This window comes from Kitasatospora sp. NPDC093679 (assembly GCF_040683455.1).
In the GTDB taxonomy this organism is placed as follows: domain Bacteria; phylum Actinomycetota; class Actinomycetes; order Streptomycetales; family Streptomycetaceae; genus Kitasatospora; species Kitasatospora arboriphila.
In genome coordinates this window covers 28,800-53,466 of the sequence record NZ_JBFBDW010000027.1, presented here as the reverse complement: position 1 = coordinate 53,466, position 24,667 = coordinate 28,800, and the positions used below count along the sequence as shown (strand labels likewise).

The window sequence follows — 24,667 nt, the reverse complement described above, 5'->3', positions numbered from 1 at the left end:
GCCTTTCAGCGGCGGTGGATCCGCCGGTAGCGGGTCAGGGGCAGCGGCGGCGGGCCGCAGGGGGCGGCGCACCCCGGGCGGGCGGCGAGCCAGGCCGCCCGCCGGTCGGCGAGCTCCTCGATCCGCCCGCCGAACCAGGCGGCGAGGATCGCCGAGTGGCTGTACGAGGTGCGCGGGTCCTCGATGTCGTGGTTGTCGTCCCAGTCGTAGAAGACGGCGTCGCGGCCGGCGGCGAGGGCACCGGTGATCTCGGCGACGACGGCGTCGGGCACCAGCCGGTCCAGGACGTGCAGGTAGGCGGGCAGGTAGACCAGGTAGCGGGCGGTCACCAGGTCGGTGGGGCGCCCGGCGAAGCTGACCGTGGAGGCCGCGTAGTCGAAGCCGGGGCCGCGCAGGTGGTCCGGCGGCCGCTTCTCGGCGGGCCGGGCGAGCAGGCTCAGGTCGGTGCGGCCGTCGACGAGTTTGAGCGCCTGCCAGACGTTCTCCAGCGACTGGGAGGTCTGCGCGGTGCCGGGCACCGGGATCCGCCAGCGGCGGTCGCGGTGGAAGGGGTTCATGGTGGCGAACCGGCGCATCGAGGCGGGTGCGGCCTGGCAGGTGTCGATCAGCAGGCCGTCGCCCGCGCCGAGGGCGAGGCCCTCGGCGCGGGAGACCGCCCGGGTCGTCCCGGCACCCGGCCCGGCCGTCGTCCCGGCGGTCATCGCGGTGCGGCGGCGGGTCGGGCGGCGGCCGGCTCGGCGAGCAGGTCGGCGGCGGCCCGCCCCGGGTCGGCGGTGGGGCGCAGCTCGATCCACCGGCCGTGCCGCCGGACCTCGTGGTACCGCTCCGGGGTGCTGCGGCAGCGCAGTTCGGCGGCGTCGAGGGCGACCGCGGAGCCGTCGGCCCGCACCAGCCGGACCCGGTCCTCGCGCACGTAGGCGGCGAGGCCGTCGGACTCCCCGGCCGGCCGCCACTGCGGGCGCGGCCCGGGGTAGGCGTTGCCGCGCTCCCAGTCGACCAGCCGGACCCCGGCGGCGGCCGCCGCCCGGCGCAGCGGCTCGGGCAGTTCGGCGAACGGCACCACCACGACGGCGGCGCCGAGCCCGGCGTAGACGGCGAGCTCGTCGGTGCGCGGCAGGTCGGTGAGGTACACCACCAGCGGCCCAGCGGGCAGTTCGGCGGGCATCGCCGCGGCGAGCGCCTCGGCGAGCCGCCACTCGCCGTCGTCCTCGGCGGCGGCGAGCGGTCCGGCCGCGGTACCGCTGCCGGGGACGACGGCGTACGCGCGGGAGCGCCCGGGGCTGCCGAGGACGGACTCCTGCAGCGGCCGGAGCCAGTCGGCGTGGGTCTCGAAGGACCAGGCGTAGTCGAGGTCCTCCTTCTCCAGCATCAGGGTGCTCATGTTGTGGACGTCCAGCGGGGCCTCCAGCGGGGCCCGCTCGACGGTGAAGCCCGCCTCCTGCAGGAAGGTCTCGCGGCGGCGGTTGTTGCTGAGCAGCCGCACGGAGTCGACGCCGAGGTGGCGCAGGATCGCGGCGACCGGCTCGTAGGAGCGGGCGTCGACGGGGGCGTCGAGGCGGCGGTAGACGGCCTCGGTGTCCAGGCCCTCCTGCTGGCGCATGGCGTAGATGGCGAAGTGCGCGGCGATGCCGAGGCCGCGCGCGTCCTGGTCGATGCCGTAGAGCAGCAGGCCGCGGCCCTGTCGGGCGAAGGTGTGCATGGCCTCGTCCAGCTGGTAGCCGCAGTCGCACTGGGCGGAGCGCAGCACGTGGCCGAAGAGGCAGGCGGACTCGATGCGCAGCGGCACCGGGGTGCCGTCGTGCAGGTCCCCGGTGTGGACGGCGGCCCAGCGCTCCCCGTCGAAGTCGAAGTGCCACAGGACGAAGGGGGTTTCGCCGCCGGCCCAGCGCAGCGGCAGGTGGGCGGGGCCGTCCGGGCGGGGTGCGGTGGCGGTCATCGGGCGGCCGCCTCCTCCAGCGCCCCGCCGGCGAGGAGTTCCTCGTCGCGGACGAGCACCATCCGGGTGTGCGAGTCGATGGGGTGGTGCGGCACGCCGAAGGCGAGGAAGTCCAGCGGGTTGTCGTCGATCGGGCCCTGGACGCCGTGCGGGTACTCGGCGGGGACGTAGATGGAGTCGCCGGTGCGCAGCACGTAGTCCCGGCCGTCGATGTGCAGGGCTCCGCGGCCGTTCAGCACGTACAGCAGGTGGGCGCCCTCGTGGACGTGCAGCGGGAAGGCGGTGCCGGGCTGCATGGTGATCCGGTCGACGCCGATCGGCAGGCCGCCGGGCAGGACCGCGCCGGCGCCGGCCACGCCGGTGATGTCGGCGAGGTGCACCCCGGCGTCGTCGTACATCGTCCGGCGGGCGCCGTCGAGGACGTTGAGGATGTGTTCGTCGGGGCGGAAGACCTGGTTCATGGGGCAACTCCTCGGTGGGACTGGGGTGCGGCCGGGACGGGGATGCGGTCCAGCAGGCCGGACTCCTCGACGTAGCGGGCGCGCCGGTCGTAGAGCGTCCGGAGCATCCCGGCGGAGCCGTCGTAGCCGGACGGCAGCGGCGAGTCCGCGATCGCGGCGAGCATCGGGAGCCCGGTGGCGGCGGTGAGCCGGCGGGCCGTCGGCGCCACCCGGGCGGTGCCGCCGATCTGGTTGAGGACGAACCCGTGCAGCAGGGCGCGGAGTTCGGGGACGAGCAGGCCGGTGAGGCCAGCCAGGGCGGCCAGGTGCCCGGAGCGCCGCGGGTTGGTCACCAGGACCACCGGCAGACCCGCGCGGGCGGGCAGCACCTGGTTGGCGAGGTCGTCGGCGGGCTCCAGCTCGCCCGCGCCCGCGGCGCCCTCGACGAGCAGCCAGCGGCCGCCCGTACGGACCTTGTCGTAGCCCTGCTGCACGGCCTCCTCGCAGTGGCGGCGCAGTGCGGCGGGCAGTGCGGCGGCGTCGAGGCTGTCCTCGCCGGCCACCGGCGCGGTGCCGACCAGCCTGCCGCGCACCCAGAGGTCGCCCTCGGGGGCGCCCGGGTACGGGAGGTCGACCAGCACCGGGTTGTTCCACCACCGCACGGGGAGCCCGGCGGCGGCGCAGTTGTGCAGGACGCCGCGCCGCCAGGGGGCGACCGCGGTGTACGCCGGGTCGTCGGGCGCGACCACGGCGGTGGCCTTGAACGGCTCGCAGGGCACGCCCCTGGTGTGCAGGGTGCGCAGGATGCCGATGCCGATGCCGGTCTTTCCGGTTCCTGCGGCCGCGCCCAGGACGGTCATCCCGTTCGGCGCGGGCGCCTGCTGTACGGGATCCATGCGGTCACCGCTCCTTCGCCGTGGCCGGACCGGCCGGTCCGGGTTCCCGGGAAGTCCGCGCACGGCCCGCGGCGCGGCGCTCCCCCTGTACGCCGAGCACACTCGCAGGTTTGTGACAGTCGAGTCAAGTAGTCAGTCACATTCATGACAGCGCCTCGCCACAGGCATTTGACAGATGAGATGACCGGCGGTGTCATAAATGCGCGACAGCACAGACGGAACAGTTCCAGGCCCGCGGCCCGACCGCGGTCCGACACGGAAGGACGGCCGGCCTTGGCCGAATTCGACTACCGGCGCACCGCACTCCTGGTCATCACGCCCGACGCCGTGCGCCGGCACCTGGCCGGGCAGGTCGTGGCCCGGGTGCGGGCGGCGGGGTTCACCGTCGCCGGCCACCGGCTCTGGCCCGCCGCGCCCCCGGGGCTCGACCCGTTCCACCGGCGCAACGAACCGGTCGCCCGCGACCCGGGGCTGCGCCGCACGGTCGAGGAGCTCTTCGACCTCGGCCCGCTGCTCGCCCTCGCCGTCCAGGAGGGCCCCGGCCGCCCGGCCGACGGCGTCCACCGGCGGCTCGCCGAGCTCAAGGGCCGCGGCGACCCCGCCTGGTCGGCGCCCGGCTCCATCCGCAAGGACCTGGGTTCGATCAACACCGTGCTCAACATCGTCCACTCCTCGGACGACGCCGAGGACACCGCCCGCGAGGCCGCGCTCTTCCTGGAGGCCGGCCCCGGGCTCCCCGAGACCGGCCCGGCGGCCCTGGATTCCGCCGTCCGCGCCGCCGAGCGGGGCCGCCCCCGCGAGGAGCGCGGCCACGACGAGGTGCTCGGCGGCGTGCGCGCCCGGGTGCTGACCGCCGTCCGGCCCGGCCTGCCGCCCCGGCTGCGCGAGCACTCCGACCGGTGGTGCGACCGCCACGGCGGGGCCGGACTCGCCGGCCCCGGCGGCGGCGCCCTGCTCGCCGGGCTGCTGCCGCCCGGCCACGGCATCGACGGCCTCCTCGCGCCGCCCCCGCCGGGCAGCACCCCCGAGCGGCCCGTCCCCGCGGTGGAGACCGCCGCCCTCGCCGCGCTCGGCGTCGCCCTGGACCCGTGGGAGCACCTCGTCCTCGGCACCTCGCGGCACTACCCGCCGCCCGCGGCCGCACCGCCCCGCACCGCCGCCGCACCCGCACCCGCACCCGCACCCGCGCCCGCCCCGACGACCTAGGAGCCGACCCCGTGTCCGACCTCACCCAGCAGCAGCGCGACAGCTACCGCGAACAGGGCTTCCTCGGCCCGCTCACCCTGATGTCCGTGGCGGAGATGGAGGCGCTGCGCCCCGAACTCGCCGCCGTGCTCGACATCCCCGGCCGCGCGCCCGCCCCCGCCGCCGAGCAGGTCGAGGGGCGGCTCGCCAACCTGGTGGCCGGCCGCGGCGGCGCGAGCCCGGTGCCGTACATCGAGAGCCGTCACCTCGACTCCCCGGCCGTGCACCGCCTGATCACCCACCCCGCCCTGCTGGCCGCCGCCCGCGCGCTGTACGGCGAGGACCTGCTGGTGTGGCGGTCGACCTTCATCGCCAAGGCCTCTGGCGGCCCCGAGTTCCAGTGGCACCAGGACTGGGGCGGCGTCTACGCCCCCGGCGAGGAGTACGGGCTGGAGCCGCCGCTGCACTTCACCTTCTGGATCGCCGTCAGCGACGTCACCGAGGACAGCGGCTGCCTGCGCTTCGTCCCCGGCACCCGGGCCGTGCTGCCCGCCCGGCCGTCCGGCCCCGGCCGCCGGGCCACCCTGCTCGTCCCGCCGGAGCACGTGGACGAGAGCCGCGCCGTCTCCCTGCCGCTGCGGCCCGGCCAGTGCGCCGTCTTCACCGACCGGGCGCTGCACGCCTCCGGCGTCAACACCTCGGGCGCCGAACGGCTCGCCCTGGCCGTCCGGATGACCGTGCCCGCGGTCAAGGTCCGCCCGCACTTCCCCGGCCACGCCTGCACCCTCGTCAGCGGCCAGGACCGGGCCGGCCTCAACCGGCTCGCGGAGCCGCCGCGGTGAGCGCACCCGCCGCGCACCCGCCCGGGCCGCTCGACCCGGCCCTGCTCGCCCCGCTCGACCCCGAGCAGGCGCTGCACCTGCTGGACGGGCTCACCTGGCTGCCCGCCGCCGGCCCCGACCGCTGGCGGCGGGTCGCCGACCACCTCGCCGCCCGCCTCCCCGACCGCCCGGCCCCCGCACCGCGGGACTGCCGGGACGCCGCCCGGGCCCTGGCCGCCGCCCTCGGCGGGCCGACCCGCGAGGGCGGGGAGCCGGGCGGCGCCGGGGCGCTGTACCGCGCGAAGTACGACCTCATCGCACTGCTGCACCCCGACCCGTGGTTCACCTTCCTCAACATGGGCCACTGCACCGCCGGCCCCGACGGGCCGGACCCGTGCGCCGACCCGGAGCTGCCCGGCACCGGGCGGCACGGCGGCGCGCTGTACGACCTCACCGCCGCGCCCGCCCCGCTGGAGGGCACGGCGGTGCTGGACGTCGGCTGCGGCCGCGGCGGCGGCACCGCCCGGCTCGCCCGCACCCGCCGCCCCCGCACCGTCACCGGCCTCGACGCCTCGCCCCGGAACGTGGCGCTCTGCCGGCGCGACCACACCGTCCCCGGACTCGACTTCCGGTACGGCGAGGCCGACCGGCTGCCCCACCCCGACGCCTCCTTCGACGCCGTGGTCTCGGTGGAGTCCGTGCACTGCTTCCCCGACGCCGGACGCTTCCTCGCCGAGGCCGCCCGGGTGCTCCGGCCCGGCGGGCACCTGCTGCTCGCCGACGAGTGGCCGGCCGCGGACGCGCGCGGCCCGGCCCGCGCCGCCGCCGCGGCCGGGCTGCGCGTCGAGGCGGTGGAGGACATCACCGCCGGGGTGCTCCGCTCGCTGGACCGCCTGCCCGCGGAGGCCACCCGGCTGCTCGGCACCCTGGACGAGGGACCCCGTGCCGCCTACGCCCGCTTCTTCGCCGACCGGGTCGGCCGCGACTCGGCGGGCCTGTACCGCTCCGGGCGCTGCGTCTACCTGCGGCTGCACGCCCGCCGGGAGGGCTGAGCCGGTGACACCCCACGGCCCGCCCCGGACGGCCGGAATGATCGGAACACACCTTGACAGCACTCCGCGACTGATAGTCTCGCGATCGAGTCAAGAAGGGGTGCGCCGTGGCGGACAACCAAGAGCTCGGCAACCGGATCCGGCAGCTCCGGCGGGCCGCGAAACTCTCCCAGGCCGACCTGGCCGGGGACGACCTGTCGCCCAGCTACGTCTCCCTGCTGGAGGCGGGCAAGCGGGTGCCGACCACCCGCGTGGTCGAGCAGCTCGCCGAGCGGCTCGGCTGCGACCCGAAGGCGCTGCTCGGGCTGATGCCGCGCGCCCGCACCGAGGACATCGAGGTCGAGCTCCGCTACGCGGAGATCATGCTGCGCAACGGCGACAGCGAGGGCGCGCTGCGCGCCTACGAGAAGGTCTCCGCCGAGGCCTCGGACGCCGGCCAGGACGACATCGCCGCCCAGGCCGAACTCGGCACCGCCCAGGCGCTGGAGCTGTGCGGGCGGCTGGAGGAGGCCGTGGTGCGCTACGAACGGCTGCACGCCGGCGGCCGGCCCGCCCGGCAGGGCGCCGGCCGGCTCACCGTGGTGGTCGCGCTCTGCCGCTGCTACCGCGAGCTCGGCGACCTCGCGCACGCCGTCGACCTCGCCGAGACCACCCTCGCCGAGGTGCAGCGGCTCGGCCTGCTGCCCACCGTCACCGGCATGGAACTGCTGTCCACCCTGGTCGGGCTGCACTCCGAACGCGGCGACCTGCACCGCGCCTCCTACCTCGCCTCGCTCGGCCTGGAGCAGGCCCGGCAGGTGGAGGACCCGAAGGCGCTCGGCGCCGTCTACTGGAACGCCAGCCTGGCGGCCCACCGCAGCGGCGACTCGGAGAACGCCCTGATGCTGGTGCAGCGGGCGCTGGCGATCTACGCGGAGGGCGAGAACGAGCGGGCCGTCGCCCGCCTGCGCAACGCCTACGCCACCGTGCTGCTGCAGCGCGACGAACCCGACGTCGAGGCGGCCAGGGACCTGCTGCGCCGCAGCGCCGACACCCTCGTCCGCGAGGGCAGCAGCATCGACCTGGCGTACTGCGAGACCGCGATGGCCCGCGCCGAACTGCTCGCCGCCGACCCGGCGGCCGCGGCCGAGCACGCCCGCAGAGCCCTGGAACTGCTCGGCCCCGGCCACCGCCTGGAGACCGCACGGACGCTGCTCGTCCTCGCCGCGGCCCTCCAGGAGCAGGGCGACGAGGCCGGTGCCCGCGAGTCCTGCGAGCGGGGCGCGCTGATGCTGGAGGCGTCCGGCGCGGACCGGCAGGCCGCCTTCGCCTGGGCCGAGCTCGCCGAGATCCTCGACAGGGCCGGCGAGAGCGAACGGGCCGTGCACGCCTACCAGCAGGGCATGCGCTGCCTGGGGCGGCGGGGCAGCCTGCTGCCCCACCGCCCCGGTCCGGCCCGCCGCCGCTGATCAGCAGCAGGCCGGGAAGTCCCCGGTCGTCGCGTCGGTCGACACCACCGCGCCGTCCGCGGTGACCGCACCGCCGGCGACCGGCGACGCGGCCCACCCGAGGACGGCCAGCAGGGCGAGGACGAGGCCGGCACAGGCCGTTCCAACCGGGATTCGACGCATGACAACTCCTGAGTAACCGAGTGCGGGACGGGGGCCCGGCCGGTACGCCGGACACCCCGGTCGGAGCCTGCCGGGAATCCCCCGGACGGCTCCGGAAAGCACCCGCCGGAATCCTCTCCGGCGGTCTTCCGTGCCGTGGTCGACGGCACACAGGAACGCTATCCCGAGCACATCTACAACCGATGTACAACCCGATAAACGCCGCCCGTCCCGCGTGTGCGCCACCGGAATTCCGACCCCGGTGCGACGCGCGTCCGACCGGGGGCCGACAGAAAGGCGGACCGGAGATGAAGAAGGCGACGGAAATGCGGCGGGTCCTGCGGCGGGCGCTGCTCACCGGCGCGGCGGCGGCCGTGCTGCTGCTCGGCACCGCGGGCACCTCCCCCGCGGGCGCCGCCTCCGCGGACATCCCGATCGAGTCCTGGAACAACACCGGCGCCTCCGCCGGGGACACCTCCGGCGGATCCTCACCGCACACCGCGGACATCCACGTCGGTTCGTGGAACAGCACCGGGGCCGACTACCACCGGCCGCCGACCGTCTCCTGACGCATCGCCCGCCGCCCGGCCCGCTCCGGCCGGGCGGCGCACCCGGGTGCCGGGCACCGGGTACGCCCCCCGACGGGCCCTCAGGCCGTCCGCGCCGCCACCAGGCCGGCCACCAGGTCCGCGTGGTGCGCGTCCACCGGCAGGCCGAGTCCGGTGAACAGCGCCCGGGCCCGCAGCAGGCAGGCCCGGGCCCGGCCCTCCTCGCCGAGCTCCGCCAGCGCGCGGCCCAGCGCCAGCAGCGCGTGCGCCTGGTCGCGTTCGGCGCCCAGGTCCTCGCAGGCGGCGAGGGCGGCCTCGGCGTGTTCCACCGCCTGCCGGAGCCGGCCCGCCGCCCGCAGGCTGTCGGCCAGCCGGTAGCGGGACTGCGCGGCCCGCACCTCCAGACCGAGGCCGGAGGCCAGCGCCATGCTGCGGCCGAACCACTCCACGGCCTCCGGGTGGTCCCCCAGCGTGTGCAGGGCCAGGCCCAGCACGTACATCGCGTAGGCCCGGCCGGGGCCCTCCTCGGCCGGGCCGCCGGGCAGGCCCCGCGCCAGGTCCGCGAGCACCGCGCGGCAGACCGCCGCGCCCTCCTCGGCCCGGCCGCCGTACACCCGGGCCAGCGCGACGTTGACCCGGGTGGCCACCTCGCCGGCCCGGTGCCCCAGTCTGCGGGCCAGCTCGACCGCCTCCCCGTAGAGCGCGTCGGCCTCCTCGTAGTCCGCCAGGTACTGGGCGACCAGGCCGCCGTCGTTGAGCACCTGCCGCAGGATCGCGGTGTCGCCGGCCGCCCGGCTGGCGGCCGCGGCCAGCCGGGTCTGGCGGCGCGCCTCGGAGAGCCGGTGCAGGTCGAGCGCGATGTTGCCGCGCAGGAAGCGCGCCCGGCCCTCGGCACGGGCGTCGCCCCGCCGGACGGCCGCCTCGGCCAGCGCGTCCACCGCCTCGGTCAACGGCCCCCGGTGCGGGCCGAGTTCGAACGGGCTCAGCATGACCAGCAGGTCGACCGCGTCGTTCAGCCGCTCCCGGTGGTCCGGGTCGGCGCCCTCCCCGTCCGGCGGCTCGGTGCCGATCCGGTGCGCCAGCGCGACGGCCGTCCCGGACTCCGCCGACACCCAGGCCTGCGCCGCGACGCGGTCGGCGAAGGACAGCCCCGTGGCCGACGGCCGGGCGAACACCCGGTCGATCTCGTCCCCCGGGCAGCCCTGCCGGAAGGCCTCGTACCCGGTCGCGGTCAGGAACCCGAGCAGCCGCTGCCGGGCGGCCGCGGCCTCGCCGGGGTCGGTGCGCCGCGAGGTCCGCTGCGCGAAGGAGCGCAGCAGGTCGTGGTAGCGGTAGCGGCCGATCCGCAGCGACTCCACCATCCGGACGTCCACCAGGGACTCCAGCAGGTCCTCGGCGTCGTCCCGGCCGACCGCGAGCACCGCCGCCGCGGCGTTCAGCCCGATGTCCGGCCCCGGCACCGCGGCCACCAGCCGGAAGGCCCGGGCCTGGTCCGCCGAGAGCTGCCGGTAGCCGAGGGCGAACGCGGCCTCCACCGCGAGGTCGCCGATCCGCAGCTCGTCGATCCGGCGGACCTCCACCGCCAGCCGGTCGTTCATGCTGGCGACCGTCCACGCCGGGCGGGCCGCCAGCCGGGCCGCCACGATCCGCACCGCCAGCGGCAGGTGGCCGCAGGCCGAGACGAGCCCGAGCGCGGCGGGCCGCTCGGCGGCCAGCCGCTCCGGGCCGATCACCCGGCCGAGCAGGCCGAGCGCCTCCTCCGGGGTGAACAGCTCCAGGTCGGTGTGCAGGGTGGCGAGCGAACTCGCCGCCCCCGTACGGCTGGTGAGCAGGACGGCGGAGCCGGCGGTGCCGGGCAGCAGCGGGCGCACCGAGGCGGCCTCGTCCGCGTTCTCCAGCACCAGGAGCAGCCGGCGGTCCGCGAGCAGCGAGCGGAGCAGTGCGGACCTGTCCTCCGCACCGTCCGGCACCGCCTCCGGCGCGATGCCGAGCGCCGTCAGGAAGTTGGCCAGCACGGCCGCCGGACGGCCGCCGTCCGGGCCCTCCCCGCGCAGGTCCGCGTAGAGCTGGCCGTCCGGGAAGAACCGGCGGACCTGGTGGGCGACGTGGAGCGCCAGGGTGGTCTTGCCGACCCCGCCCATGCCGGCCACCGACACGATCGCGGGCGACCCGTTCACCGGCGAGACCAGCGCCTCGCCCAGCGCCATCACCAGTGTCTCCCGACCCACGAAGTCCGACGTGTCGGGCGGCAGTTGGCCGGGCACCGGCAGCACGGCGGCGGCCGGCCGCCGCGGCACCGGCGCTGGCACCGGCGCTGCCGCGGCCCGCGGCACGGAGGCCCGGACCGCGGGCTGCGACGGCGCGGCGGCCACGCTCCCGCCGGCCAGGATCCGGCGGTGCTCGGACTCCAGCTCGGCACCCGGCCCGATCCCCAACTCGCCCACCAGGGTGCGGCGTACGGCGCGGAAGGCGGCCAGCGCGTCGGCGGTGCGGCCGGCCTGCGCCAGCGCCCGCATCAGCAACAGGTGGACCCGCTCGCGCAACGGGTGCGCCGCGGCGAGCTCGGTCAGCTCGGGGACGCAGCGCCGGTGGTCGCCGAGCGCGAGGTCCAGGGCGATCCGCTCCTCCAGCAGCGCCAGCCGGCGGTCCGCGAGCAGCCGCCGCCACCGGTCGGCGAACGGCCCGGGGATGCCGGCGAGCGGTTCACCCCGCCAGAACGCCAGTGCCGCGTCGAGGAGATCGCGCGCCTGGGCGGTCTCGCCGTCGGTGCTCGCCCGCTCCGCACAGGCCGCCGCCTCCTCCGCGCGGAAGACGTCCACCGCGGAGGTCGGCAGGTCGAGCCGGTAGCCGTCGCCGCCGGTCGCCAGCACCTGCGGGCGCTCGCCGTCCTCCAGGACGCGCCGCCACCGCCAGGCGTACGTCCGGATGATGCCGGTGGCCGTGCCGGGCGGCTCGTCGCCCCAGATGGCCTCCGCCAACTCTCCCGCGCCGACGGCGAGTCCGCGCCGCAGCAGGAGCACCACGAGCATCGCCTGCTGCTGCGGGCCGCCCGTCCTGAGCTGCGCCGCCCCCCGCCGCACCTGCATCGGCCCCAGGACGGAGAGCCTGAGATCGTCCATGGATTCGTGCCCTTTGCCGCTGATCTGCCCCACCCCCGGGGTCAGGCTAGCCCCGGCCCCGGGCGGGCACCCCCGTCGATCGACTGGAATCCCGGGCACCCGGTCGACAGGACGCGGACAACCGGTGCCGCGGTTCGCGCCCCGCTCGTCCGGCCCGCGCCGGGCGCACCGCCGGCCGGACGCCCGGCCGACCCCCGGGACGCGCCCCCTGCCCCGCACCGGCCCTGACGCACCGTCCGGGAACACGCCGGTGAGCTGAGCCGATCGAGTGAAGTCTGCCGCCCCCCGCGCGCCGCGGAGAACCTCGGATACGAAGAATCCCGGAACCCCGCCGAATTCGACCGACTTTTCGATCTTCGGACCGTCCGGCATTGCCGTGCGAATGCAGGCACTATTCCCGCGAAATCGATCACCCGACGTATCCGGTTGCTTGCTCGGCGTCGTGACGCCGCCGTAATGTCCAGGCCGTCGGACACCCGTCCGACCGGGGCGGCCGAGTCGCGGCCGCCCCGAGCACAACCGTACGGAGAAATGGATCCCCATGATCGACATGTCCGTCCTGGAGACCGAGACCGCCGAGCTGCTGCCCAAGCGCGAGGCGCTGAGCCGCTTCAGCTTCAACCTCCACAAGACCACGGTCACCAAGCACGCCGTCGTCTACGCGGAGAACAACTCGGTCTCCTACAACGACCACTCCTGGGACTCCCTGGCGGCCTCGGAGGCGAAGCAGTACATCTCCATCCACCAGTGACGGATGCTCCGCCGCTGACGCCCCGCCGCCCCGCGTGGACGGCCCGGGTGCTGTGAACGGAAGGCGGCCGGCAGGGCAGCCGGCTCGCGGCCGGGCCCCCGACCGGCATTTCTGACCCGTTCACGGAAATCATGCGGAAAGTGTTTCCGGTGGCGCCGGAATCGCCGCCGGAAACACTTTCCGCACTTCCAACGACTGCCAGCCCGGAAGGTGACGTGACCGAGAGCGGACACGGCATCGGCAGCCGGACCCCCATGGCCGCGGAACGCCCGGCGACCGTCGGCGACACCCGACGGCCGGCCGTTCCCGACGCCTGGGCACGGCCCGGCACCGAGCCTCCCACCGACCCACCGACCGACCCCGGCCAGGCCGGCCCCGCACCGCGGACCGCCGACGGCCCGCACCCCGCCGCCGACGCCCCGCACCGCGTGCCGCACGACGTCCCGCACCGCACCGCCGAGGACGTGCCGCGGCCCGCACCCGGGCTCACCCTGCAGGGCGAGTACCGCGACTCCGGCTTCACCACCCCCCGCTACCTCGTCCGGCGGGCCGACGGCCAGATGGTCCAGCTCAGCCGGCTGCTCTACCTGGTGGCCGAGGCCCTGGACGGCACCCGCACCCGGCGCGAGATCGCCGAACTGGTCGGCGCCCGCTCCGGCCTGGAACTCGGCCCCGAGCACATCGCCCACCTCCTCGACCACAAGCTCCGCCCGCTGGGCCTGCTCGCCCCGCCGGCCGGCAGCGCCGCGGCCGCACCCGTCCCGGTCACCGACCTGCTGCTCGCGCTGCGCGCCCACAAGGTGCTGCTGCGGCCGCCGTCGGTCAACACCGTGGCAGCCGCGCTGTCCTGGCTGCACCGGCCGGTCGCGGTGGCGACCGTCCTGCTGCTCACCGCCGCCGCCGACGTCTGGCTGTTCGCGGTGCACGGGGCGATGACCCCCGTGCTGAACACCGTGCAGGAGCCGGCCCTGCTGCTCGCCGTCCTCGCGCTGACCGTGCTGTCCACCGTCTTCCACGAGTTCGGCCACGCCTCCGGCTGCCGCTACGGCGGCGGACGGCCCGGCTGCATCGGCTGCGGCATCTACCTGGTGTGGCCGGCAATGTACACCGACGTCACCGACGTGTACCGGCTGCGCCGGCCCGACCGGCTGCGCACCGACCTCGGCGGCGTCTACTTCAACGCGGTGTTCGTCGGCGTGCTGTTCGCCGCGTACTTCGCGACCGGCCGGGACTTCCTGCTGGCCGCCGTGTACGTGGCCCACTTCGAGATCGTCGAGCAGCTGCTGCCCGTGCTGCGGCTGGACGGCTACTACATCCTCGCCGACCTGGCCGGCGTCCCCGACCTGTTCGGCAAGGTCCGGCCGATCCTGCGCAGCATGCTGCCCCGGCGGCCCGTCCCGCCCGAGATCGCGGGGCTGAAGCGCTCGTCCCGGGTGATCGTGACGGCGTGGGTGCTCGCCATGGTCCCGCTGCTGGTGGCCGAGGTCGCCTACGTGCTCTGGAACGCGCCCCGGCTGCTGCGCACGGCGGTGGACTCCTTCACCGGCCAACTCTCCGACACCGCCGACGCGTTCGCCGCAGGGGCACCCGCGGCCGCGGCGCTCGGCGTGATCGGCCTGGTCATGCTGCTGCTGCCGACCGCCGGACTGGTGTACCTGGTGGTGCGGCTCGCCCGGCGGGCCGGCCGCGCCGCCGCCCGCGCCCGCTTCACCCCGCGGGGCCGGGCGGTGCTGCTGCTGACGGCCGCCGCCTGCACCGGCGCGGCCCTCGCCCTCGCCTGGGGGCACCGGGCCGCACCGGCCCCGCTCGCCCCGCGGCCGCCGCCCGCCCGGGCACCGGCCCCAGGCCCGGCGCTCCGGACCGAACTCCCGGTCACCCCCTCCGCGGCACTCGCCCGCCCGTCCCCCGCCGCCTCCTCGACGACGGACGGCTCCACGGCCGCCGCCCCGAATCGCGGCCGGCCGAGTCCGGCACCCGCCCGGCCTCGGGCCGGCCGGACCACCCCCGCCGCCACCGCGCCGGCCGCCGCACCTCGCAGCACGGCCACCGCGGCGGCCGGCACGGCCCCGGCCCCCTCGCCGACCCCGTCGGCCCCGGCCGGCGGACCGGCATCCGGCGAAGCCTCGGCGACCGCCGACCCGGCCTCCTCGCCCGCCTCGTCGCCCGCTTCCTCCCCCGCCCCCTGAGCCACCCCTCGAACCGCCTGGAGCACCTCGTGAACCGATCGCACCGCAGCACCCCGACCCGCCGGCTCGGCCGCCTCCTCCGCTCGGGCCCGCTCGTGCCCGCGGTGGCCGCCGCCGTCCTGCTGGTCGGACCGGCCGCCGCCACCGCGGACGCCGGCCAGGTCCGCTACGAGCGGACCAACGCCGTCAGCGTGGCGAGCCCGGTGCACACCCGCGACACCGACGTCGCCTTCGAGATCCGCCAGTTCGGCCGGACGGTCGGCGTCGACGTCGACAACCGGGCGATCGCCACCGCCCGGTACTGCAGCGAGGGGCAGCACTGCCGCGCCGTGGCCCTCTCCTTCCAGATCGTCACCACCGGCGGCAGCAACGTGCACGTCGCCGCCGACAACAACAGCAAGGCGACCACCGTGCACTGCGCCGGTTGCCAGGCCGTGGCCGGCGCCTACCAGTTCGTCATCAACACCCCGCAGCCCGTCCGGCTCGGCCAGGACGCGCTGCGCGAACTGGCAGCGGTCGAGAAGGCCGTGCGCTCGGCCGCGCGGACCCAGGACCCGGCGCAGCTGAAGGCCACCGTCGACGCGAAGGTCGCCGAGATCACCGACATCCTGCAGGCCGCCGTCGCCGCGCAGCCCGCCGCCCCGGCCGCCCCGTCGAACCGCAGCCTGGCCGAACGGCCCGGGGTGACGGTGCACCGGATGCTCGACGGCTGGCCGGGCAACGACTAGGAGCCGTCACCCCGGTTCCGCGCCGCTGCCTCGGCCCGCCGTCCGGGCGGCGGGGGCGGCGCGGTCGAGGCCCGGACGACCAGCCGGGTGGGCAGCAGCCGGCGCACCGGCTGCTGCTCGCCGCGGATCGCCGCGAGCAGCGCCCCGGCGGCCGTCCGGCCCTTGGCCTCGGTGTCCTGCCGGACGGTGGTCAGGGCGGGCCTCGTCCGGGCGGCCTCGGCGAGGTCGTCGAAGCCCACCACCGACACCTCGCCGGGCACGTCCACGCCGAGGTCGCGCAGCGCCTCCAGGGCGCCGAAGGCCAGGATGTCGGAGAGCGCCAGGATCGCGGTCGGCGGCTCGGGCCCGGCCATCCACCGCCGGACGGTGCGTTCGCCGTCGGCGCGGCTGATCGGCACCTCGGCCAGCTCGACGTCCGCCATGGTGCGGCCCGCCTCGGCGAGCCCGTCGGCGAGGCCCGCGAGGCGGCGGGCGAGCGGGCCGCGGTAGCCGCGGGCGGCGGCGTCCGGCCCGGGGTCGAGGGAGAGCACGGCGATCCGGCGGTGGCCGAGCCCGACCAGGTGGCGGACGGCCTCCCGGGTGCCGCGCCGGTCGTCGACGTCCACGCCGGGTGCGTCGGACTGCGGGTCGCCGTCGACCAGCACCACCGGGGTCTGGTGGCGGGCGAGTTCGGCGACCTCGCCGCGGTCGGTCTCCAGTCCGCAGACCACGAAGCCGTCCACGGCGGCGTACGGGATCGCTTCGAGCATGGATTCCCGCAGCGGCGGGGTGAGCAGCAGGGTGTACCCCTCGCGGTCGCACACCTCGCCGACGCCGCGCAGGAATTCGGTGTAGTAGGGGTTGCGCAGGATCGCCGCGAGGCCCTGCGGCAGCAGCACGCCGAGGGCGCGGGTCTGCCCGGCGCGCAGCATCCGGGCGAGCGGGCTGGGCCGGTAGCCGAGTTCCTCGGCGACGGCGAGGATGCGCTCGCGGGTCGCCCTGGACAGCTGGTCCGGGCTGTTGAACGCGAAGGAGACCGCGGTGCGGGAGTATCCCGCCGCGGCCGCCACGTCCCCGGCGGTCGGTTTGCCCCGTCCGCCGCCGGTTCTCCCTCCGGGCATGGTGGTGCCCTCTCCCTCTCTCCCCCGTGTCCGCCCGTTCCCCGTGGTCCGGTCCGGTCCTGCGGGTGCCGGCGGGCGGGGAGCCCCGCCCGCCGGCACCCGGCGACCGCTACTTCAGGTACGGGCCGTCGGTGCCGATCTTGCCCGGGGCGGCGTTCTTGCCGCCGAGGTCGAGCACGTAGACCCGCAGGTTGCCCTTGCCGGGCGCGGCGACCGTCAGGGTGCCGTTGGTGACGGTCTTCACGTCACCGGTGACGGCGTCCTTGTAGGTGCCGTTGGGGATCCCGCCGTAGGTGGCGCCGTCGGTGACGGCGACCAGGGCGAAGCTGTCCACGCCGGTGGCGGTGTCGGTGTAGCGGCGCTTGAAGTTCATGCCGCCGCCGCTGATGCCGTCGGTGGAGTACTGGCCCGTCTGCAGGGCGGGGATCGCCCGGCGGATCTGGTTGAGCCGCTGCAGCTGCTTGACCAGCGGCTGCTGCAGGGTGGTGGCGACGGCACCGGTGGCGCCGGAGACCACCGAGTAGTCGCTCGCGGTGACCGTGCCGGCGATCTTGTCGCCGTAGTAGGCGCGGCCGGTGGTGGCGAGCGGGCAGGACGGGCCGCAGTCGATCTGCTTGCCGGCCTGGAACTCGATCTCCGAGCCGTAGTACAGCGTCGGGATGCCGCGGAAGGTCCACATCAGGGCCATGTTCTCGGCCCAGGCGTCGGTGCCGCCCGCGTACCGGGTGCTGGACTTGTTCGGGCCGAAGTCGTGGCTGTCGACGTACACCACGTTGTAGGTGGCGTCGTTGTAGCTGTCGTCGGAGTCCTTGCCGTTGTAGTAGGCGTTGTGGGCGTCCCCGAAGTTCATGTGCATCCGCATGTCGATGACGTTCATGCCGGAGAACTGCGAGTGGTCCGGGGTGTGGTACGCGTTGCCGTTGAGGAAGGCGTTGGTGGAGGTGGGCTGGTTGCCGGTGCCGAGCTGCTCCTCGTAGGTGTACTGGTCGAGGGCGGCCTGCACGTCGTCGGCGGTGTAGTCCTTGCGCTCCTTCCAGGTGAAGAACTGGGCGGAGTGGTTCACCGAGCCGCGGTTCCACTTGTCGTTGACGAACGCGCCGACCTCGCCGAAGACGAAGAAGTTCTGCGCCTTGGCCGGGCCCCAGTCCTGGGTGACCCGCTGCTGGATCGCGGGCAGGAAGCGGCGGTTCCAGGTCATCCGCGGGACGTGTACGGCGGTGTCGACCCGGAAGCCGTCCACGCCCATGTCGATGTACTTGTCGTAGGCGCCGATCAGGTAGTTCTGCACCTCGGGGCTCTCGGTGTTGAAGTCCGCGAGGTCCTCGTGCAGCCAGCAGGAGCGCGAGTCCTCGCCCTCCCAGTTGCCGATCCAGCACTGGTGGTAGTACTTCGACGGGAACATCCCCGAAGTCGGCGAGGGCCACTGGCAGTTGTAGATGGTGTAGCCCTCGGCGCTCTTGTACTGGGTGGGCGTGCCCCAGCCGACGCAGGTGGAGCGGGCGGGCTGCTCGGTCGACCACAGGTCGCCGTTGTACCAGGACTTGCCGGTCTTCGGGTCGATCGTCAGGCCGTCGTACTCGAAGCCGGTCTGCTTCTCGTCGTAGTACCAGGACCACTGGGAGTCCCGGACGCCGTACACGGCCGGCACGAACAGGCCCTTGGCGCCCCACCGGGAGCTGTGGTTGTAGACCACGTCCTGGTAGATCTTGATGCCCTTGGCGTGCGCGGCGTTGATCAGGTCCTGGTACGAGGCGCCGGCGGACTCCAGCCGCGGGTCGACCTTGTAGAAGTCCCAGCCGTGGTAGCCGTGGTAGTCGTAGTCGGAGCGGTTGAGGACGACCGGGGTGATCCAGATCGCCGAGAAGCCGAGGCCCTTGACGTAGTCGAGCTTCTGGACGAGGCCCTTGAAGTCGCCGCGGAACATCGGGTCGTCGTTGGCCGCGTTGCCGGACTTCACGTCCTGGCTGCCGCCGCGGTTGTTGCTGCTGTCGCCGTCGTTGAAGCGCGCGGTGAGGACGAAGTAGATCGGGTCCTTGCGCGGGTCGGTGCCGATCATCTCGCCGTTGGCGGGCTGCGGCGGGGCGGTGCCGGTGGTGGCCACGGCCGCAGCGGAGGCCGCGGAGACGTTCCCGGCCGCGTCCTGCGCCTTGACGGTGTAGGTGTAGACGGTGTTGGCGTCCAGGCCGGTGTCCGAGTACACCGTGGAGCCGGTGTTCACCACGACGGTGCCCTGGGTGCCGCCGGTGCGGGTGACCTGGTAGCCCGTCACCGCCTTGTTGTCGGTGGACGGGTCCCAGGTGAGGACGATCGAGGTGTTGGTGGCGGTGGCCGCGACGTTGGACGGCACGGTCGGCGCGGTGGTGTCCGGCACCACGGCGGCGCACGGGTCGGCGGCGTTCGCCGTCACCTTGCCGTTCTGCACCGTCACCGTGCCGGACGGGACGACGTAGTTGGCGCCGTTGTTGTTGTCCCAGGTGCCGTTGCCGTTGTTGAAGGTCGCGGCCATCGTCGAGGCGGAGCCCAGCGGGACGGTCTTCTTGAACCAGCCGGTGCAGGCGGCGTCCATGCCGATGCCGGGCACGGTCGTCCAGGCGCCGCCGGCCGGTGCGTAGTGCAGGTTGACGGTGCTCCAGCCGACCACCGCGGTGGAGTAGTAGACCGTCGAGGTGGTGCCGGTGGGGGACGGACTGGGCGAGGGGTCGGTGCCGCCGCCCGCGCACGGGTCGCTGTGGGCGATCACGCCGTCCCTGACGGTGATCGAGCCGGTGCCCAGGGCGTAGTTGCGGCCGCCGTTGTTGTCCCACGTGCCGGAGCCGTTGTTGAAGGTGGCCTGCAGGCCGGTGGCCGAGCCCAGGTCGACGGTCTTCTTGACCCAGTCGGTGCAGGCCGCCTCCATGGCGACGCCCGGCACGGTCGTCCAGCTGCCGCCGTCCGGGGCCCAGTGCAGGTTGTACGTCGACCAGTTGCGGGTCTTGGTGTAGTAGAAGACGGTCGCCGTGTTGGAGGCCGTGGCCCCGGTGGTGGCCGCGTTCGCCGCGCCGCCCAGTGGCGCCGTGGACAGCAGTGTGGCCGCGAGACCGGCCGCCGCGGTCAGGGCGACGGCCGTGGGCCGCCGCCGGTGACGTGATCGCGATGTCACAGTGAACCCCTCGGGTAGTGCCGCAGGCAGGGGGGAACCCGGCTCCACCGCACCCGGGGACACGGGAGCAGCGTGGGGGACGGAGACACGGGGCTGCCGGAGCGGCAGGAACAGGTGGGTGGGTGGTGCGGGGTCGTGCGGGACGGTGCGGCGGCGCGGGCAGGGGGGCCGGCGGCCGGGCGTCTGCGTGCGGCTCCCCGAGCCGGCGGATGCGCCGGCCCCCCGGGCGGGAGGCCGCGGTGGGCGGCCGCTCCACCGTGGCCACCGCTCCTTGCGCAATTCACTGCAAGAAGCATCAGGAGATTACCGAGCGGCAACCCCTCTGTAAACCCTCACCGCAGCGGTCCGGACGCACGGCGCAACCGTTCTGACCTGCTGTCGGATTTCTGAATCGAGCCAGAACGGTCTCTGAGCCGATTCAGGAAGAAATGTCTTGCAGAAACTTTCAGATTTCCCCGGCGAACACCTTGACCCGCCCTTTGCCGCCACGGCATTGTCCTCAGCGACCGGCACCACCCCTGCCGGCCGCCCGCCCGCCGGTCTCCCCCACGCCCGGCGGGCCGCGGGCCCCCACCACCCGCACCCGTCACCCGTCACACCCGCACCCCGACCGGGAGGCGCCCGTTCCCCCACCACGCACCATCGGGCGGCCGGCCCGTGCCGTCAGCGGCCGCGGGGCTTTCCGCGCCGCGCACCGCCCGATCCGCCGGAGGCCCCGGCGCCGCCCCGCGCCCGGCCGCCCGCCGACGCGGGCCGCTTCGGCTTCTGCTGCTGCGTCTTCTGCTGCCCTGGCTTCTGCTTCGCACCGGCCTTCTGCTGCGCGGCGGGCTTCTCCTGGGGCTGGGCGCCGCGGCCGCGCGAGCTGTTCACCGTCCGCCCGCGGACGATGCCGATGAACTCCTCGACCAGGTCGGTGGTCCGGTCCTCGCGCCAGGAGAGCACCACCTGCGACTGCGGCACGTCCGCGAGCGTCCGGTAGGTGAGGTCACGGCGGTGGTGGAGCCGCGCCAGCGACTGCGGCACCGCCAGCACGCCGATGCCGGCCGCCACCAGCTCGATCGCGTCGGCGGTGGTCGCCGGCCGCTCGAAGGCGGGCAGGCCCGGCAGGCTCTCCCAGCCGATGGTGTCGTCCAGCGGGTGCAGCACGACCTCCTCGGCCAGGTCCGCCACCGCGACCTCCTCGGCCGCGGCCAGCCAGTGGTCCTTGGGGATCACCACGACCGTGGTCTCGGTGTAGAGCGGGATCGCGCTCAGCACCGTCCGGTCCACCGGCAGCCGCACCAGGCCCGCGTCCGCCCCGCCGGACACCAGCGCCTCGGTGCCGTCCTCCGCGGGAACGGCCACCAGCGCGAGCGGAACGTCGGGCAGCCTCTCCCCCCAGACACGGACCCACTTGGTGGGGGTCACGCCCGGAACGTACGCCAGCCGGAAGGAGGAGGGGGTCGCCTGCATCTCAGTCACGCAGCCCAGGCTACCCACCGTGATCGGGGCGGGCCTCCGCTCGCTTACCCTTGTCCCTATGACATCGCGCAAGCCCCGGACGATCCAGACGATGAAGCCCGCCACGGCGGCCAAGAAGCTGGGCGTCTACCTCGAGGCCACCCCCGACGAGTTCCGGGAGGGCGTGGTCTCCCGTGACGAGCTGAACGCGCTGCAGACCGAGCCCCCCGCGTGGCTGGAGGAGCTGCGCCGCAACGGCCCGCACCCCCGCCAGGTGGTCGCGGCCCGGCTCGGCGTCTCCGTCTCCGGCCTGGCCCGCGGCGGCGTCAGCGAGGCGCTCACCACCGAGCAGATCGAGGCCCTCCGGGACGAGAACCCGGAGTGGCTGCAGAAGGAGCGCACGATCCAGGCCGAGGTCCGCCGCGAGACCGTGCGGATCAAGGAGAAGCAGGCCAAGGAGGCGAAGCAGGCCCAGCAGGCCGCCGCCCGCAAGGACCGCTGAGACCGCACGCCCCGGCACCGCACCGCATTCCACGGGCCCGTCCGGCACCTGCCGGACGGGCCCCGCGCATGCCGGCGGCGGCCGGCACGCCCGCCGCGGGGCCGCCGCCGTCCAGGGGAAGGAGAACGGCGGCGGCCCGGCGGCGACGCACTGCGTCAGCAGGTGCCGCTGTCGCGCCACACGGCCCAGGAGCCGGGGTCGTTCGGCACCGCACCGGTCGAGTAGTAGACGGCGCTGTACTTGTGGCCCGCGTAGCCGACGGCGTCACCGGGCACGTACGACCTCGCCGCGCTCCAGGCGGCCGGGCAGGCCGTGCCGCCGCCCCCGCCGCCGGTGGCGGTGGCGGTGGTGGTCGCGGTGACGGCGGCGGACTGGGCGCCCGCCTTCCCCGCGGAGTCGACGGCGGCGACCGTGTACCGGTAGCCGGTACCGGCACCGAGGCCCGTGTCACTGTACGAGGCGCCGGAGGCCGTGCCGACCTTCGTCCCGCCGCGGTAGACGGCGTACGAGGACACTCCCTGGACGGCCGTCCAGGCGAGCGAGACGCTGCTCGCGGTGGTGGCGGTGGCGTGCAGCCCCGTGGGGGCGGGCAGGGTGGTCGTCCCACCGCCGGTGCCGCCCGTACCACCGGTGCCGCCCGTGCCGCCGCCGGAGCCGACGAACTTCCAGGTGATCCCGGAGACCACGCCGACGTTCAGGTCGGCGAGCTTCTGGAAGGCGGTCTTGCTGAGGTCGATGTGCTCGGCGCTGCAGGACGGGCACTTGTCCCTGACCGGGACGGTGATCGTCCTGCCCTGGTAGCTGACCTGCACGGAGATGCCCTTGCAGAGGTCGTCGTTGTTCGGGTTCGCCGAGGTCCACCACGAGGTGGAGACGGCGACCAGGTCCTCGGCGGCCGCGTTGATCGCCGTCCCGCAGGCGCCGAACCCGGCGTCGTCGTACCAGGTCATCTTGCCGGTCCTGGACTCGCCGACCGGTATCGAGGCCAGCGCCGAGCCGATGCCGAACACCGTGAGCATCAAGGCGCCGACCAGACCGGCGATCCACCGCCGGCGGATCCGTTTCGGAGCGGAGTGCACGCGTCCTCCTGAGGGATGGGGGTGGAGTCTCGTCGTGCCCGGCGGATCCGCACACAGCCCCGACTGACTGGCCACCATCAATAACCAACCCCGGCCCTCCCGGTCAACGCCCGCCTGCCGCAACCAACTTGGGCAACGGGGTCCGACCGCCCCACCCTCGACCCCATCACCGCAGGTCACGGCCACCGCAGCCCGCCCACCGCACCCGGACGGCCTCCCCCGCGGTCGGAACGGCCTTATGCGCCCGTTAAGTTCGCCACAAGGTCGGCGCGGCGCACACATCCCGCCGGGCGCAGGGAGGGACGTGCACACGACGACGCCCGTTCACCCCTCCTGGCTCCCGTGGTGCTCAGCACGGAGCGAACGGCCGGGCAGTCGGCGAAAATTCCGGGGAACCGCTGCGGCGGTGCGGACACCAAGACTGCGTGGAGTCTCTCTTGCCCCGCCAGCAGGACACGGCCGGCGACCGCCGGGCCTTCGCCGCGCTCTTCGACGAGCACGCCCGCACGGTCTACGCGCACGCGGCCAGATCCACCGGTGACCGGCATGTCGCCGACGACGTGGTGTCCCTGACGTTCCTGGAGGCCTGGCGGCTGCGGGACAAGCTGCGCGGTGAGGTCCTCAACCCGCGGGCCTGGCTGCTCGGGATCTCCACCAACGTGCTGCGCAACACCACCCGGGCGGCCCGCCGGCACCGCGCGGCGATGGCCAGGATGCCGACCCGCGAGCCGGTCCCGGACTTCGCCGACGAGGTGGTCGGCAGGATCGCCGATGCCGAGACGGCCGCTGCCGCCCTCCGCGCACTGAGGCAACTGCGGCGCAGCGAGCGCGAGGTGTTCACGCTCGTGGTGTGGTCGGGCCTGGGCTACGCGGAGGCCGCGCAGGCGCTCGGGGTCCCGGTGGGCACGGTGCGCTCCCGGCTGTCCCGGGCGCGGGAGAAGCTCCGCCGGAGCATCGCGGTGCAGGAGACGCCGGATCGAAGAACCGTGGAACCGCGGCGCGGCCGCGGACACCACCTCGATGACAGCCGTCTGCCGGCCGGGAGGAAGCCGTGAACACCGCACGTGGACACCGCGACGAGCGGGAGGAGCACAGCGAGCGCCAGGAGTTGGCGCGCCTGCTGCCGGCCCCGCCACACCCGGAGATGGCGCCGGAGCCGTTGAAGGAGTTCCTGTTGAACGAGATCGGCCTGCAGAACCGGGCCCCCGCTCCCGCGTCCGCCCGCCTCGTGCGGCGTTGGCCGCGCCTGCTCGTGGTGACCGCGGTCGCCACCGCCGCGGCTGTCGCCGTCGTGGTGAGCACCCAGGGCGGCGGCACACCGGCCGACAAGGCCCCACCGGCCACCGCGGCCTCGGTCCACCTGCTGGACCGCGTCGCACAGGCCGCCTACACCCAGCCCCAGTCCCGGGCCCGCGACAGCCAGTACTCCTACGTCAAGACGGTCGGCCACAGCACCTCGCTCAGCGAGGCTCCCGGTGGCGGCATGCAGCGGGCCACCGCCACCGAGAACCTCGAACAGTGGGTCGCCGTCGACGGCACCCGGCCCGGACTCCAGCGCGGCACCGGTGGCGAGAAGCAGATCCCCGCCCCCGGCGGCAGCTCACTCGACTCACCCACCTACAAGCTCCTCGCCGCCCTGCCCACCGACCCCGAGGCCCTGCTCAAGCAGATCTACGCCGACACCGACCTCAACCACGGCACCGGATCCGGATCCACCACCGGACCCGACCAAGAGGCCTTCACCACCATCGGCGACCTGCTGCGCCGCTCGGTCGCACCGCCCGAGGTCAGCGCCGCCCTCTACCGCGCCGCCGGACACATCCCCGGAGTGGTCACCGTCGACGACGCCGTCGACGCCGCCGGCCGGCACGGCGTCGCCGTCGCCCGCACCCACAACGACGAGCGTTCCGAATGGATCTTCGACAAGCAGACGCTGCGCCTGCTCGGGGAGCGCACCGTCCTGCTCAAGGACGGCCCCTGGGGCAAGGCCGGCGACGAGGTGACCTCCGTCGCCGTCGTCGCCCGTGGCCTCGCCGACGCTCCCGGCCTCACCCCGAACGGGAGTTGACGCCGGACACCGAGCGCGGACGCCGGAAGGGCCGGAGGCTGCTGCCTCCGGCCCTTCCGTCCGTACGCGGTGCGCCGGGACCCTGCGG

The 24,667-nt window shown here is 75.0% G+C and carries 21 protein-coding genes; 11 read left to right on the top strand and 10 right to left on the bottom strand.

The genetic code is table 11. The annotated features are described in order from the left end of the window. Positions 1 to 5 precede the first annotated feature (5 nt). From AB0O09_RS22325 to AB0O09_RS22310, 4 genes are read right to left on the bottom strand one after another with little or no spacing between them, the layout of a single operon-like run. Positions 6 to 701 carry a hypothetical protein gene (locus AB0O09_RS22325; protein ID WP_363543723.1) on the bottom strand — a complete coding sequence of 232 codons (696 nt, stop codon included), beginning with the start codon at positions 699 to 701 and terminating at the stop codon, positions 6 to 8. Beyond that, complete coding sequence (locus tag AB0O09_RS22320; protein WP_363543721.1) at positions 698 to 1,936, bottom strand: hypothetical protein; 1,239 nt, start codon at positions 1,934 to 1,936, stop codon at positions 698 to 700. The genes AB0O09_RS22325 and AB0O09_RS22320 overlap by 4 nt, the downstream gene beginning before the upstream one ends. Further along, positions 1,933 to 2,397 (bottom strand): cupin domain-containing protein, encoded by a 465-nt coding sequence (locus AB0O09_RS22315; protein WP_344627596.1) that lies wholly within the window; start codon positions 2,395 to 2,397, stop codon positions 1,933 to 1,935. Before AB0O09_RS22315 ends, AB0O09_RS22320 begins: the two co-directional genes overlap by 4 nt. Next, a complete protein-coding gene (locus tag AB0O09_RS22310; RefSeq protein WP_363543719.1) occupies positions 2,394 to 3,272 on the bottom strand; it encodes a hypothetical protein in 879 nt (292 codons plus the stop codon). The genes AB0O09_RS22315 and AB0O09_RS22310 overlap by 4 nt, the downstream gene beginning before the upstream one ends. Before the next feature lie 273 nt (positions 3,273 to 3,545). Between AB0O09_RS22310 and AB0O09_RS22305 the strand changes: the two genes are divergently transcribed. From AB0O09_RS22305 to AB0O09_RS22290, 4 genes are all read left to right on the top strand, one after another. Further along, the gene (locus tag AB0O09_RS22305) at positions 3,546 to 4,478 is read left to right on the top strand and encodes a nucleoside-diphosphate kinase (RefSeq protein WP_363543717.1); all 933 of its coding nucleotides are present in this window, start codon (positions 3,546 to 3,548) and stop codon (positions 4,476 to 4,478) included. Between the two features lie 11 nt (positions 4,479 to 4,489). After that, positions 4,490 to 5,299: a phytanoyl-CoA dioxygenase family protein gene (locus AB0O09_RS22300; protein ID WP_363543715.1), complete on the top strand. Its 810-nt coding sequence runs from the start codon at positions 4,490 to 4,492 to the stop codon at positions 5,297 to 5,299. Beyond that, entirely contained in the window at positions 5,296 to 6,330 is a 1,035-nt protein-coding gene (locus AB0O09_RS22295; RefSeq protein WP_363543714.1) for a class I SAM-dependent methyltransferase, read from the top strand. The genes AB0O09_RS22300 and AB0O09_RS22295 overlap by 4 nt, the downstream gene beginning before the upstream one ends. A 107-nt stretch (positions 6,331 to 6,437) precedes the next feature. Then, the gene (locus AB0O09_RS22290; protein ID WP_363543712.1) at positions 6,438 to 7,778 is read left to right on the top strand and encodes a helix-turn-helix transcriptional regulator; all 1,341 of its coding nucleotides are present in this window, start codon (positions 6,438 to 6,440) and stop codon (positions 7,776 to 7,778) included. On the opposite strand, the gene AB0O09_RS22285 is transcribed toward AB0O09_RS22290, so the two are convergent. After that, entirely contained in the window at positions 7,779 to 7,940 is a 162-nt protein-coding gene (locus AB0O09_RS22285; RefSeq protein WP_344627602.1) for a hypothetical protein, read from the bottom strand. 287 nt (positions 7,941 to 8,227) lie between these two features. On the opposite strand from AB0O09_RS22285, the gene AB0O09_RS22280 reads away from it, so the two are divergent. Next, on the top strand, positions 8,228 to 8,488 hold the full coding sequence (locus tag AB0O09_RS22280) for a hypothetical protein (RefSeq protein WP_363543711.1): 261 nt from the start codon (positions 8,228 to 8,230) through the stop codon (positions 8,486 to 8,488). Positions 8,489 to 8,568: 80 nt separating this feature from the next. Here AB0O09_RS22280 and AB0O09_RS22275 read toward each other — a convergent pair whose 3' ends face one another. Then, positions 8,569 to 11,586 carry a BTAD domain-containing putative transcriptional regulator gene (locus AB0O09_RS22275; protein ID WP_363543709.1) on the bottom strand — a complete coding sequence of 1,006 codons (3,018 nt, stop codon included), beginning with the start codon at positions 11,584 to 11,586 and terminating at the stop codon, positions 8,569 to 8,571. Positions 11,587 to 12,127: 541 nt separating this feature from the next. Between AB0O09_RS22275 and AB0O09_RS22270 the strand changes: the two genes are divergently transcribed. The 3 genes from AB0O09_RS22270 (at position 12,128) to AB0O09_RS22260 (ending at position 15,251) form a co-directional block, all read left to right on the top strand. Then, entirely contained in the window at positions 12,128 to 12,337 is a 210-nt protein-coding gene (locus AB0O09_RS22270; protein ID WP_263103044.1) for a hypothetical protein, read from the top strand. A 215-nt stretch (positions 12,338 to 12,552) separates the two neighbouring features. Next, positions 12,553 to 14,523, top strand: coding sequence for a hypothetical protein (locus AB0O09_RS22265; protein ID WP_363543707.1), 1,971 nt, complete (start codon positions 12,553 to 12,555; stop codon positions 14,521 to 14,523). 29 nt (positions 14,524 to 14,552) lie between these two features. Next, positions 14,553 to 15,251 carry a hypothetical protein gene (locus AB0O09_RS22260; RefSeq protein ID WP_363543705.1) on the top strand — a complete coding sequence of 233 codons (699 nt, stop codon included), beginning with the start codon at positions 14,553 to 14,555 and terminating at the stop codon, positions 15,249 to 15,251. Here the strand turns inward: AB0O09_RS22260 and AB0O09_RS22255 are convergent. The 3 genes from AB0O09_RS22255 to AB0O09_RS22245 all read right to left on the bottom strand — a co-directional run bounded on the left by AB0O09_RS22255 (position 15,248) and on the right by AB0O09_RS22245 (position 20,942). Continuing rightward, entirely contained in the window at positions 15,248 to 16,351 is a 1,104-nt protein-coding gene (locus AB0O09_RS22255) for a LacI family DNA-binding transcriptional regulator (protein ID WP_363543703.1), read from the bottom strand. The genes AB0O09_RS22260 and AB0O09_RS22255 overlap by 4 nt on opposite strands. A 109-nt stretch (positions 16,352 to 16,460) precedes the next feature. Beyond that, positions 16,461 to 19,490, bottom strand: coding sequence for a carbohydrate binding domain-containing protein (locus tag AB0O09_RS22250; protein ID WP_363543702.1), 3,030 nt, complete (start codon positions 19,488 to 19,490; stop codon positions 16,461 to 16,463). A 663-nt stretch (positions 19,491 to 20,153) separates the two neighbouring features. Further along, entirely contained in the window at positions 20,154 to 20,942 is a 789-nt protein-coding gene (locus AB0O09_RS22245; protein WP_363543791.1) for a LysR substrate-binding domain-containing protein, read from the bottom strand. A gap of 67 nt (positions 20,943 to 21,009) precedes the next feature. Here AB0O09_RS22245 and AB0O09_RS22240 point away from each other — a divergent pair, with 67 nt between their 5' ends. Further along, positions 21,010 to 21,432 carry a DUF5997 family protein gene (locus tag AB0O09_RS22240; protein ID WP_344623896.1) on the top strand — a complete coding sequence of 141 codons (423 nt, stop codon included), beginning with the start codon at positions 21,010 to 21,012 and terminating at the stop codon, positions 21,430 to 21,432. Positions 21,433 to 21,587: 155 nt separating this feature from the next. Here the strand turns inward: AB0O09_RS22240 and AB0O09_RS22235 are convergent, their stop codons facing one another. Next, the gene (locus tag AB0O09_RS22235) at positions 21,588 to 22,511 is read right to left on the bottom strand and encodes a cysteine/serine endopeptidase inhibitor (RefSeq protein ID WP_363543700.1); all 924 of its coding nucleotides are present in this window, start codon (positions 22,509 to 22,511) and stop codon (positions 21,588 to 21,590) included. A 425-nt stretch (positions 22,512 to 22,936) separates the two neighbouring features. Between AB0O09_RS22235 and AB0O09_RS22230 the strand changes: the two genes are divergently transcribed. Together AB0O09_RS22230 and AB0O09_RS22225 are read left to right on the top strand one after the other, a co-directional pair. Continuing rightward, on the top strand, positions 22,937 to 23,566 hold the full coding sequence (locus tag AB0O09_RS22230; protein ID WP_363543699.1) for an RNA polymerase sigma factor: 630 nt from the start codon (positions 22,937 to 22,939) through the stop codon (positions 23,564 to 23,566). Further along, on the top strand, positions 23,563 to 24,579 hold the full coding sequence (locus tag AB0O09_RS22225; RefSeq protein ID WP_363543698.1) for a CU044_5270 family protein: 1,017 nt from the start codon (positions 23,563 to 23,565) through the stop codon (positions 24,577 to 24,579). The genes AB0O09_RS22230 and AB0O09_RS22225 overlap by 4 nt, the downstream gene beginning before the upstream one ends. Positions 24,580 to 24,667 lie beyond the last annotated feature (88 nt).

Coding starts and splice junctions, on each gene's coding strand:
- AB0O09_RS22325 (WP_363543723.1), bottom strand. CDS start 701: ATGACCGCCGGGACGACGGCCGGGCCGGGTGCCGGGACGACCCGGGCG.
- AB0O09_RS22285 (WP_344627602.1), bottom strand. CDS start 7,940: ATGCGTCGAATCCCGGTTGGAACGGCCTGTGCCGGCCTCGTCCTCGCC.
- AB0O09_RS22280 (WP_363543711.1), top strand. CDS start 8,228: ATGAAGAAGGCGACGGAAATGCGGCGGGTCCTGCGGCGGGCGCTGCTC.
- AB0O09_RS22310 (WP_363543719.1), bottom strand. CDS start 3,272: ATGGATCCCGTACAGCAGGCGCCCGCGCCGAACGGGATGACCGTCCTG.
- AB0O09_RS22275 (WP_363543709.1), bottom strand. CDS start 11,586: ATGGACGATCTCAGGCTCTCCGTCCTGGGGCCGATGCAGGTGCGGCGG.
- AB0O09_RS22245 (WP_363543791.1), bottom strand. CDS start 20,942: ATGCAGGCGACCCCCTCCTCCTTCCGGCTGGCGTACGTTCCGGGCGTG.
- AB0O09_RS22240 (WP_344623896.1), top strand. CDS start 21,010: ATGACATCGCGCAAGCCCCGGACGATCCAGACGATGAAGCCCGCCACG.
- AB0O09_RS22255 (WP_363543703.1), bottom strand. CDS start 16,351: ATGCCCGGAGGGAGAACCGGCGGCGGACGGGGCAAACCGACCGCCGGG.
- AB0O09_RS22270 (WP_263103044.1), top strand. CDS start 12,128: ATGATCGACATGTCCGTCCTGGAGACCGAGACCGCCGAGCTGCTGCCC.
- AB0O09_RS22320 (WP_363543721.1), bottom strand. CDS start 1,936: ATGACCGCCACCGCACCCCGCCCGGACGGCCCCGCCCACCTGCCGCTG.
- AB0O09_RS22315 (WP_344627596.1), bottom strand. CDS start 2,397: ATGAACCAGGTCTTCCGCCCCGACGAACACATCCTCAACGTCCTCGAC.